Source organism: Halobacillus seohaensis, from assembly GCF_042663045.1.
GTDB lineage: Bacteria > Bacillota > Bacilli > Bacillales > Halobacillaceae > Halobacillus_A > Halobacillus_A seohaensis.
Genome location: NZ_JBHSZV010000064.1, coordinates 1 through 11,879 on the forward strand (window position 1 = coordinate 1; position 11,879 = coordinate 11,879).

Below are 11,879 nucleotides of genomic sequence, written 5' to 3' on the forward strand. Positions count from 1 at the left end.
CAGAAGCTTCATACGTGAGGATCGTGTGGGGTGGTGATGCTCTATTCTATAGCATAGGTAAGACACATTCTCCTATGCCGGGGGGGATTCGTTCATTGCGATTTCCCGGACCTTCTTGCTTTGTGAGGAGAACGGAAGCATCTTCACGTGAGCAGAAGCTTCATATGTGAGAATCGTGGGGTTGTGTAATTATTGCCATTGAAATGTTCCACTTAGGACATCAAATTAACCTGTAATGTACATTTGGAAATGGTTTTACAAGGGTAGGCATACACGCCAATTAAGCTCCTAGCCATACCGCTTTTTTTAACTAGTAGCTCAATAGATATAACAGACACCTCATACTTTAACAGTAACGGTAGAACGGCATGATTCCGATAGAAACATACGGCAAGGGGCGGTGGGGAAGGGGAAGACTCCAGTGGGATACGCGGGTTAGATGAGACCCCGGAAGGCGCCAGCCTGAGGAGGCTCAGCGCACGCCCACGGAAAGCGACTCCTTCCCCACCGCCCCTTTCTCCACACAATCATCTCCCAATCGAGTCTTCAACAATACTGCCAAGTTAGCGCAACAAGCACAACTTCGTCAATGTGCATAACTATTAGTATGTATACATTTTTCGCGAGCATCATATCGATAAGAGTAACAGTGGTTGTATGATTGTTAAGACTATCATACAACCACTGTTACAAATAAAAGGGAAGTCCTTAACTGGAAAAAAGTGTTGCATTTAATAAGCAAAAACTGTGTCAACTCTTTCAAGCGGTCACATCTATACAATATAGAAGGAAAACGGATTGAAATCGGGTTGAAAAAGGAGTCAAATAGAGGGAATGCCCCTCTGTTGACTCCTTTTTTGTGTGTATATTTAGTGCATAACCGGTACCAGGTACACCGATTGAATTGTGTGGTACCAGGTACGTTTTCCGTTGTTAACTGTCAAAAGACTTTTTACCTACTTTTTCTTTTTTGTTTTAATAGATCCATGTATAATATATGGCGGATATTAAATGTTATTTAATCTATCCAGAAAGATAATTTACATAAGAGGTGAATGAATGTTTAATCGTTTGATCTACTCGCGTCTAATGTTAGTTGGTTTTGCGGTAGTAGGTTTAGGAGTAGGAGTATGTTTTCCGACAATAGTTTCTCCATTTATACAAGTGGATGACCCTTGGATTTTTTATCTGTTATGTATCTTCACAGGCCTGGCATTAGGTTTGGTGAATTATGCTTCTTATATTTACATAGCTAATACTCTTTCTAAGAAAATATTAAAAGTTCTTGTTTGTGTTAGAAAAGGGCAATTAGATAAAAGAATTCATCTGGATAGTCAAGGTCCATTTGGCAATGTAGCTAATGAAATAGACCTTATGTTAGACGATTTGCAAATTTTCACAAAACAAGCGAAACATGACAGTTTGACTGGACTTCCGAACCGTAACTATTTACAGGATTTTATAGAAAAAAGAAGATCCTCCGATTCAAACTCTACGTTAGTTTTAGCTTTTATTGATCTCGACGAGTTTAAAGAAGTTAATGATACTTATGGTCATCTATATGGTGACGAATTACTTATGGATATAGCTAATCGTTTGTTAAAATATGTGCAATCACATGAAATGTTAGCCAGAGTCGGTGGTGATGAATTTATTTATGTTTCTGAGAATAAAAACACTTCCGGAATTGATGGATGGGCAAATGAATTCTTGCAATTGTTTGAACAACCCTTTCTAGTAAAAGGTCAACACATTTTTGTTAAACCGAGTGTGGGCGTTAGTGTGGCGGATAATTGTGATAAAAGTTTGGAAGATTTAATAGAAGAAGCGGATAAAGCAATGTATATGGACAAAAGAAAGGAAAGACCTTCAGATTTTATTTATCGAGAAGGACAAAACGGTATAAATGTTTAAAAAATAGTAATTGGATCAACCACATCATAGTATTTATTACAATATTTATCTATCAGGTCGATAATATAAGTAAGAAAGAAATTCAAAAAAATGTCAGGTAGACTAATAAACACGTACAACGTCGTATTTTGTCTGGAGATGTGGTTGAATTGGAGCAATGGATTGTTATTCAAGAATTTTACAACGTAAAGTTAGTCATAGCTTCTGTGCTGATCGCTATTTTAGGGTCCTATCTTGCTTTGGAGCTTAATCAAAAAATATCCTCCCTTGGTTATTTGAATAAGAAAACACTTTTGTTAGCCTCTTTTATTTTAGGAGTATCAGTGTGGAGTATGCATTTTATCGGCATGTCAGCTTTTAGCTTACCTATTCATCTCTCCTATAACTGGAGGTTAATGCTTTTATCGATGGTTCCTATTTTGGCTACTACGTTAATTGTTTTCTACACTTTATATCTAACAACATACAAATGGTGGAAAATTCTTTTATCTGGATTGTTACTAGGGATAGGTATATCAAGTATGCATTACATTGGAATGAAAGCAATCAATTTTGAAGGGTTTATACAATATAATTGGACGACTTTTTTTCTTTCAATATTTGTAGCGACACTTATATCATTTTTGGCTTTTTGGATATTTCATAGTTTTCGATATATAAAAAATCGCGGTCTATTACTTTCCGTTGCTACGCTGCTAGGATTAAGTGTATCAAGTATGCATTACCTGGGGATGGAAGCCACCGAATTCTGTCTACCTGTAGGAATGTCTTCTGAGATTGAAGATGGTCCTGTTTCGTCATATCATATGTATGGGTTTATATTTACTGGCATTATATTCATCATTCTCGTATTTATATTAGCTTATCTTCATCTAGGCAGGCGAGCATTAAAGCGCCTCGCTTATCAAGATCTTTTAACTGGATTATACAACCGACACTGGGTAAATAAATATTTTGAAAGTCGGATGAATTCATCTTTTGATAAAAATAAACAACCAATCTTAATACTTAGTGATGTTGATAATTATAAATGGATCAATGAAACGTTTGGATATGAAACTGGTGATGAGCTTCTTCAATTATTTGCTCATCGTCTCAGAGAGTGTGCGGAGGAAAAAGATCTTGTTATTCGTTATGATGGCAATCAATTCTTAATGATCAAAGATATGGATTTAGACTACAGCGAAGAAGCTGAAGCAAAAAAAATGATCGATATATTAAGTGATTCTTTTACGATAAATGATGAATCCATCAAAGTGACGTCAACCTTAGGTGTAGCATTACCCAATAAAAAAGATAGTACTAAAAAGATGATACGAAGTGTGGAACAAGCACTGAAATTTGGTAAGGACCAAGTGAGAACAACCTATACGATATTTGATGAAGAACTTCACTCAGAAAAGCGAGAAATTGAAATGGTTGAAGCCCTAAAACAAGCAGTAGAGCATATGGATGGTTTTTATTTAACATACCAACCCAAGATTCACTTGAAGTATCGCTCAGTTAGGAGTGCAGAAGTTTTACTTCGCTGGAATGATAAGTCTTTAGGACAAGTATCACCGGGTGAATTCATACCAATTGCAGAGAAAAATGGGCTTATCCAACCGATTACAATGTGGGTAATTGAAACAGCAATTTTGCAATTGAAAGAGTGGAAGAGTAACCATATGGGGATCAATGCGTTATCGATTAATTTATCAGCGGTTCACTTTCAGCTTGAAGAATCGAATGAAAAAATCAATCACCTTTTTCAAAAGTATCACATAGACCCAAACGATGGTTCGATTGAATTTGAAATAACCGAATCAGCTGTTATGAAAAATATCGATCGTGGAGTAGAAATGGTTAAAGAATTAAAAGGACAGGGATTTACCATTGCATTAGATGATTTTGGTACAGGACTTTCCTCCTTAATGTATTTAAAAAAGCTGCCAGTAGATACCTTGAAGCTTGATAAAAGTTTTATGGATGGGGTGCCAACCATAAAAAAAGATAATATTTTATTAGAAATGTTAGTCAACATGTCGGAAGGGTTAGGTATGACTTTGATTGCAGAAGGTATTGAGACAGAAACCCAGCATAATTTTTTGAAAAAGTTTGGTTCTGTTTATGTGCAAGGTTATTACTATGGCAAACCCATGACCTCATCAGAATTTCAAAGATACCTACAAGACATTATAACGAACAATGATCAACTATCAGAACAAAATTATGGGTAACACAATTTCAAAAAGGAGTTTATGCGATGCAACAACAGATCACACCATACTTAACATTTAATGGCCACGCGAAAGAGGCTATCGAGTTTTACAAAACGGTATTGGATGCGGAAGTTACTGATCTTCAAACATTTGGTGAAACCAAATTTGAAACTCCGCCGGAATTAGATCATCGTATTTTGCATGCACGTTTGCAAAAAGGACCCATACTTCTTATGTTTTCTGATAATTTTTCTGGCGAGGATGCACAGGTAGGAAGTCAAATTTCACTCGTTATGGAACTGAAAGATGAAGAAGAAATTAAACGGATATATCATTCATTTTGTGAAGAAGGAACAATCTTTATGGAATTACAAGATACCTTCTGGGGAGCAACTTTTGCTAAGGTTAAAGATAAATTCGGTATTACATGGGATCTTAATTTACAAAAATAAAATTCAAAAAGAAGTCAGGGCTGAATTTTCGGCCCTGACTTCTTTTTGAATTGTGTGGTACCAGGTACCTTCGTTCTGTTACTATTATTTCTGTTTAAACGGCCACCACACGCCTTTTCCGAACGAGACAGTAATCGCTGGAATAAGTAGTGGTAAAATAATTAATCCATATAACAACAATCCTGTTATAACAATGGTTGCAATTTGTACTAAGCTCAGTACACCAGATGGCATCATCGCTCCAAATGTTCCAGCTAGAATGATAGCTGCCGTGATCACGACGGTTCCCATCTTAGACATCGACTTCATCATTGCCCCCTCTAAGCTTACTTTCGCTTCTTCATTGAAACGATCAAGTAGGAAGATAGAATAATCAACTCCTAAGGCGACGAGCATAACAAATCCGAAGAAAGGTACAGCCCATGTAATTCCATCGTAACCAAGTCCATTGACAAAAATGAGCTCTGCAATGGAAAGTGACGTGTAATACGTGAGTAAAAGAGAGCCAATCATATAAAGTGGCATAATCATAGATCGGAACAAGATCGTTAGTACGATAAACAATCCAATTAGCATAATTACAACCGAGCGAGTAAAGTCACTTTGGGCTATATCAGATAGCTCTTCATTAATACTAGAAACACCATTATAAGCAATTGTCATGTCCTCTAGAGGTGTTCCTATCACCTCATTTTCGACTGCTTCTTTAATAGCAGTAGTTGTTTCAATGGCTTCAGGAGAGTAAGGATTATCTTTTAATATAACCTCTAATAAAATACCTGACTGTTCACCAAATGCATAACGATCCAACGCTGGCTGAAAGTCTTCGTTCTCTAATGTTCCTTCAGGAATATAGACGCCAGTGTCTCGAATTGAATCAGAATCTCCCATCCCACTTAATAGATTAGTAGATTCATCAAGGCCACTTTTAATTTCTTCCAAGCCATCAATTGAAGATCCTACGCCATTAGCTAATTCACTAAGTCCGTTTTTGAGTTCGCTTATTTGGCTTGCTTGCCCTTCAATTTGAGAGGAAGCCCCGGAAAGAGACTGTTCGATTTGGCTCAATTGTCCTTGAACCTGTGCTAACTGTTCAGCGGCTTGATTTACATCCTGAGATTGTTGCATCCCTTGGCTAATCGCGCCTAACTGTTGATTGATTTGCCCTAATCCCGCAGAGGCTTCAGAAAGTCCACCAACTTCTTCTGTTGAAGAGGATGGGAGCTCATTCGAAATACTTTCGAGTTGACTCTGTATTTCTCCTAGCCCTGATTGGGTTTCATCAATGCCGTCCCGCATATCGGCGAGTCCGTTGGCAATCTGTTGAAGCTGCGTATCAGCATACAAATCTTCAATAACCTCACCAGTTGGTCGTGTCACTGTTCGAACGGCATCTACATGTTCATTTTTCAAAATTTCTTTACTTAATGATTCAAGGTATGGTGTTGTGTCTTCTGTAACAATATCTTTCTCGTCTTTTATTATAATGTTTAGCGGGAGTGATTCTCCTTGGCCAAATCCTTCTTCTATGGCATTAAGTCCTTTAACAGAATCATAACCATTTCCAATCTCATCGACGGTATTAAAGGATAGGTCGCCATCGTAAGTTAATAAAAATGGAACGGTGATTACCGCTACGACTAGTAATGAGCGAATTGGTCGTAATACGGAGAATTTGCTCATCCAAGTCCACATTTTGCTGTCTTTGTGAGAAGCGGAATTTTTTGCTGGCCAAAATAGTTTGTCTTTTAGAATGGCCATAAAGAATGGGACGAGTGTGTACAGTACAATTAGTAATACTGCAATACCTACGGCTACACCGACTGAGGATTTAAATATCGGGAACTCGGCAAATCCTATTGCACTAAAGCCGATAAATACTGCAGCTCCACTAATGAATAGGGTGCGGCCCGCCGTTTTATACGTGTTAATGATTGCCGTCTCTGTTGTGTGGCCGTTTGTGAGTTCTTCTTTGTATCGACTAAGTAATAGAATGCAATAGTCCGTTCCGATTCCAAACAGTACGGCTACTAAAAATATTTGCGTATAGTTAGATACGGGAAATCCGAACCAATCTATGAAAAAGGAAACGATAGACTGACTTAGCAAATAGGTGACTCCAACGGCAACTAGTGGAATAATTGGTGTCACAATGGAACGGAAAACAGCTAATAATAATACGAAAATCAGAACGACGGTAATAACTTCGGTACGTTCTAAGCCTTCCTGACTGCTTTCATTCACATCTTGGTCGATTATAGTTTCGCCCGTTACATAGGAGGTCATTTCTTCATTAGCTAAAATATCAGACTGAATGGTATCAGCTAACTCATTAATTTCTTCGGAAGATCCACTTACGGTAATAGGGAGAAGGATGGTTTGTTCGTCTTCCGATACAAGTTGATCTTCGGTTTCTTCGCTTTCAAAAGGGTTTAAAACTTCATCAACGGGTTCACCCATTGCTTCGATTTTCTCCAAGGTTTCGGTAATCGATTGTCGGTTGTCTTCCTGAAGAGGGTTTTCTAGGTCATAAACGATTGATATTGTTTCATCATTAGCCCCTGCCTCTTCTAAAATCTTTGCTGCAATTTCGGAATCTGCATCCTCTGGCAATTGAAAGTTACCGGCGTCTTCGGCCTGTTCGGTTAAATTGGGAGCAGCTAAGAATAGTGCTACAGTAATAACTAGAACAAGAGCTGCTACATACCATTTAAATCTTAGTATTTGTTTCATTCATATCCTTCCTCAACTTTTAAAATATTTCTTAGCTTATGAAAGATTCGAATAAATTCTTCAATTTCCGAATCTTCGAGCCCGTCTTGTAAAATGTTCTCAATATATTGATAGACGACTTCGTTTGATTGTTGGATTAATTCTTTTCCTTTGTTTGTTAACTTTATGGTTTTCCCGCGCTGGTCGCTTTCCGATCCTGCAATTTCAACAAGTCCTTTACTGCTTAGTTTTTTCACTCGGTTGGAGACGGCGCTCTTATGCACCCCTTGCATAGCTGCAAGTCTTCCAGGTGAAACATCCTCTTTAGATATAATTTGCAACATTTGTAGTTGTTCTGGTGAGTAGGTATGGAAGATTTCGTGATCAATTGATTTGATCACTCTTTCTGTACCGTAGATCATGACTTCTTTAAATAAATCAACAGCTAAATCTAAACGTTTGTTCAATGAAAAGCATCCTCCTTAGTTTAGGGTATCAACTAAAAATAGTTTACACCCTGAACTATATGCTTGCAACTATTTAACTTATGCTTCATTGAAAAAATCCAATACTTTTCTTTAAAGGTATTTGCGATTGTTGCGGGTCTGGCCAGCAGGAGTCTCACCGTTTCCTCCGACCCTATTACTCTACTTTTACTAACGGAAGCATCTTTTTTCACAACTCTCTATTCCCTATACGGTATTAACGTAATAACAATTATTTCAAATCTACATATCAAGACCTTCATAATTCTTCTGTTTTTTCGTAAATAGGAGAATAATATATTAATAGAGTGTATTTATTAGAAAACACAATGTTATATGCCGAAAATAGCAAATTAAGAAGAAGTAAGGCGGAAAATGGTGTTATTCAGAATATTTACATTATTGTTAATATTTGAGATAATTAAAATTGAATATAAAAAGGGGGAGACTAGATGAAGGGTAAAAAGTTTGGTTGGATTCTAGCAAGTGCACTACTTTCGATTTTATTAGTAGGTTGTGGAACTTCTGAATCGTCAGGAGATGGAGATTCTGGTGGAGAAACATATACCGTAGCTACCGATAACAACTTTGTTCCTTTTGAATTCTTAGACGAAGAAACAGGTGAGATGGAAGGATTCGATATGGATCTTATTCGCGCAATTGCTGATGAGGCAGGTTTTAATGTCAAAATAGAAGCAATGAAGTTTGATGGTGTTGTAACCGGTATGCAACAAGGAAAATATGATATTGGTATCGCTGGAATGACGATTACAGAAGAGCGGGCAGAAACCATAGACTTTTCGGACCCTTACTATGATGCAGGTTTAATGTTAGCTGTACACAGTGATAATACAGATATTGAATCTGAGGACGATTTAGCTGGAAAAACAGTAGCGACTCGTTCTGGTACTACAAGTGAAACCTATTTACAGGATAATCACCCTGATGCAGAAGTTGAAACCTTCCCTGGAATTGTAGAAGCTTATATGGATCTTCAGGCAGGCCGTGTAGATGCTGTTATGTATGATGTGCCAAATGTACAGTATTATGTTGCGAACGATTCGGAAGAAGAGCTGAAAACTGTCGGAGGCATCCTTCAAGGTGAACAGTATGGAATTGCTTTTCCACAGGATTCTGAAATTGTAGACGATGTTAACGAAGCTCTTGCAACATTGATTGAAAACGGTGGATATGATGATGTCTATGAGGAATGGTTTGGAGAGCGCAAATACGGTACAGAATAATTAAAATATTCAGAGCGTAGCAAGTTATGGCTTGTTACGCTTTTCCATTAGTAAATACAACTTACAAAATACTAACTAAATAGCCAGGACATAAGGGGAGTAAAATACATATGGATGCCTTCATGGAAAGCCACTACATTCGAGTTATGCCCTTCTTATTAGAAGGTGTAGTTTATACATTACTTATTACAGGTGTGGGTTTATTCTTTGGTTTTATTTTAGGGGCAATTTTCGGACTGGCACGATTATCCAAAAACAAAATTATTTATGGGATAGCTTCTATTTATGTAGAAGTGTTACGTGGTACTCCAATCTTAGCTCAGATATTATTTATATATTTTGGTCTCCCAGATGTACTGGGGTTTAATATTGATAAAATTACAGCTTCGATTATAGCCATTGCAATAAATGCAGGCGCGTATATAGCGGAAATTGTCCGTGGGGCAGTATACTCTATCGATAAAGGACAAAGTGAAGCTGGTCGTTCTATAGGTTTAACTAGAGGTCAAACGATGCGTTACATAATATGGCCTCAAGCCTTTAAACGGATGATTCCTCCACTAGGAAATCAGTTTGTTATCAGCTTAAAAGATACTTCTCTTTTCTCGGTAATAGCGGTTGGTGAATTGCTGTATATGGGACAACAATACTACGGTATAACATTTGCTGCTTTTGAAGCACTAACCATGGTATGTCTTATGTATTTATTAATTACAATTCCAACTTCTGTTTATTTACGAAGAGTAGAAAGGAGACTGGATGTGTAATGATAAAAGTAAAAGATTTGCATAAATCTTTCGGGGATAATGAGGTACTTAAAGGCATTAGTCTAGAAGTCGAACATCAAGAAGTAGTATGTGTGATCGGGCCCTCAGGTTCAGGGAAAAGTACGCTGCTTCGTTGTCTAAACCTCTTAGAGGAAGTAACTGGTGGGGAAGTTTATATTGAAGGAGAAAACTTAACGGATAAGAAGGTAAATATCAATGAAGTGCGTTCACGAGTCGGAATGGTTTTTCAACATTTTAATTTATTCCCTCACATGACAGTACTGGAAAACATTACTCTAGGACCGAAAAAGATCCAAGGAGCGACTAAAGCCGAAGCGGAAGAAGCAGCTGGTCCCCTATTGAAGAAAGTAGGGTTGTCTGATAAAGCCAATATGTATCCTGAGAGTTTATCAGGGGGACAAAAACAACGTGTTGCAATCGCTCGCTCTCTCGCTATGAACCCAAAGATCATGTTATTTGATGAACCTACTTCCGCTCTGGATCCAGAATTAGTTGGTGATGTGCTGGATGTTATGAAAAATTTAGCAAAAGAAGGCATGACAATGGTTGTGGTCACTCACGAGATGGGGTTTGCCCGTGAAATGGGAGACCGTGTAATATTTATGGATGAAGGCGTTATAATGGAAGAGAATATTCCTGAAAAACTATTTGGTGATCCTGATAATCCAAGAACTCGTGAGTTTTTAAGTAAAGTGCTATAAAAGGAAAATGACACTTGGAGATTCGTTCCCAACGGTTAAACAATGAATCGTAGGTTACATCTCAATCACATTATTTTCACTATTAAATTCAAATAAAAATGGCTTGGAGAAATATCCAAGCCATTTTTATTTCTACTATCCTTTGTTAAACTAAAGCCCCAGATTGTGGAATAAAAGAATGGCGGTTCCGTTGCTTTTCATCGGAGAATGGGGGATGGGAAACCACTCGCTTTCCGCGGGGAAGACAGCAAGCCTCCTCGAGCTAAAGCTCTGCGGGGTCTCGCCAGTCTATCCTTTCCCGCAGGAGTCTCGCAGTTTCCCATCCCCCATGACTATGAAGAGTGGAACGGAACCCTCTTATGAAAATCGTGGGGGCTGCGTAATTATTGCCAACGAGGTTTTTTCAACGCTTAATAGGTACACTTCATATAAACAGGCTATCTAGACCTGATTTTTAACAACTTACCTAATGTCTCAATAGATCTGTGAGATGGCATATTCTAGTCTATATCAGTATACAATTGCTGTTATAACAGATCCCTCATACTTTAAGAGTAATGGTAGAACGGCTCCGATTCCGATGAAAATATACGGCAAGCGACTCCTTCCTCACTGCCCCTATCCTCACACCATTATCTCGGAATCGAGTCTTCAACAATCCTGCCCTTATGTGGAAGACAGTTTCGCGACATTCCGGTGGTTTCCGTTACCGAGGATGGCGTTAGAAGGTCCGGGAACTCACTCGCTTTCCATGGGCACGTGGTGAGTTTCCTCAGGCTACGCCTTGCGGGATCTCACCGATCATGTTCATCCCAGCTCTTACGCCTTATAAGGACGAAGGCTACATCTAGTTCATCAATCCTATCAGGCGTTATCCAGCGCCTAGCGGCTAGTGAGACTTCCCTCGCTTCTGTACGATAAGTCAACATCGAATCACGGTGTTCTTCGTGTTTCCTTTATCTCCGACAGCTCAGTCCAGTCCATACGCCGCTGACCAAGGCGCCTCCGCTTTTAAAAGTGGAGTCTCGCGATTTCCCGGCCCTCCTTGCAATTGTGAGGCAGACGGAAACCTCAGTAATTGGTTCTTCAAATTGTAGGCTATTCATAGATGGGAGTTTGCAACTTCACACTTGTTCCATATGGTGTAGCGAACACAGAAGACGACTCATGGCAATAGGGCCGTTCATTAAAAGCAAAGGATGGGTGGCTAGGAAACGGGGAGATTCCCAACCCCCCCATTCGATGTGTGAGAAACGAATCCCTTTCCCAGAAGGACTATCTACATGCAAACTTAGGAATGGCTGCCTTTTCTTGAAGGGGTATCGAGACACTTATATGGTAAAGGGGCGGAGGGAAACGGTGAGACTCCTATGGGATGTGCG

General features: G+C 38.6%; 8 protein-coding genes. 6 read left to right on the plus strand and 2 right to left on the minus strand.

All coding sequences use genetic code 11. The annotated features are described in order from the left end of the window. The first annotated feature begins 1,059 nt into the window (after positions 1 to 1,059). The 3 genes from ACFQIC_RS20415 (at position 1,060) to ACFQIC_RS20425 (ending at position 4,567) form a co-directional block, all read left to right on the plus strand. Complete coding sequence (locus ACFQIC_RS20415; RefSeq protein WP_204708975.1) at positions 1,060 to 1,914, plus strand: GGDEF domain-containing protein; 855 nt, start codon at positions 1,060 to 1,062, stop codon at positions 1,912 to 1,914. 128 nt (positions 1,915 to 2,042) lie between these two features. After that, complete coding sequence (locus ACFQIC_RS20420; protein WP_390217807.1) at positions 2,043 to 4,133, plus strand: bifunctional diguanylate cyclase/phosphodiesterase; 2,091 nt, start codon at positions 2,043 to 2,045, stop codon at positions 4,131 to 4,133. A gap of 26 nt (positions 4,134 to 4,159) precedes the next feature. Further along, positions 4,160 to 4,567 (plus strand): VOC family protein, encoded by a 408-nt coding sequence (locus ACFQIC_RS20425; RefSeq protein ID WP_204708973.1) that lies wholly within the window; start codon positions 4,160 to 4,162, stop codon positions 4,565 to 4,567. A gap of 84 nt (positions 4,568 to 4,651) precedes the next feature. Here the strand turns inward: ACFQIC_RS20425 and ACFQIC_RS20430 are convergent, their stop codons facing one another. Together ACFQIC_RS20430 and ACFQIC_RS20435 are read right to left on the minus strand one after the other, a co-directional pair. Continuing rightward, positions 4,652 to 7,300: an MMPL family transporter gene (locus tag ACFQIC_RS20430; RefSeq protein ID WP_204708972.1), complete on the minus strand. Its 2,649-nt coding sequence runs from the start codon at positions 7,298 to 7,300 to the stop codon at positions 4,652 to 4,654. Then, positions 7,297 to 7,746: a MarR family winged helix-turn-helix transcriptional regulator gene (locus ACFQIC_RS20435; RefSeq protein WP_390217809.1), complete on the minus strand. Its 450-nt coding sequence runs from the start codon at positions 7,744 to 7,746 to the stop codon at positions 7,297 to 7,299. Before ACFQIC_RS20435 ends, ACFQIC_RS20430 begins: the two co-directional genes overlap by 4 nt. 470 nt (positions 7,747 to 8,216) lie before the next feature. Between ACFQIC_RS20435 and ACFQIC_RS20440 the strand changes: the two genes are divergently transcribed. The 3 genes from ACFQIC_RS20440 (at position 8,217) to ACFQIC_RS20450 (ending at position 10,497) form a co-directional block, all read left to right on the plus strand. Beyond that, the gene (locus ACFQIC_RS20440) at positions 8,217 to 9,008 is read left to right on the plus strand and encodes a glutamine ABC transporter substrate-binding protein (RefSeq protein WP_204708971.1); all 792 of its coding nucleotides are present in this window, start codon (positions 8,217 to 8,219) and stop codon (positions 9,006 to 9,008) included. Between the two features lie 110 nt (positions 9,009 to 9,118). Next, on the plus strand, positions 9,119 to 9,775 hold the full coding sequence (locus ACFQIC_RS20445) for an amino acid ABC transporter permease (protein ID WP_204708970.1): 657 nt from the start codon (positions 9,119 to 9,121) through the stop codon (positions 9,773 to 9,775). Beyond that, positions 9,775 to 10,497 carry an amino acid ABC transporter ATP-binding protein gene (locus ACFQIC_RS20450; protein ID WP_204708969.1) on the plus strand — a complete coding sequence of 241 codons (723 nt, stop codon included), beginning with the start codon at positions 9,775 to 9,777 and terminating at the stop codon, positions 10,495 to 10,497. Before ACFQIC_RS20445 ends, ACFQIC_RS20450 begins: the two co-directional genes overlap by 1 nt. Positions 10,498 to 11,879 lie beyond the last annotated feature (1,382 nt).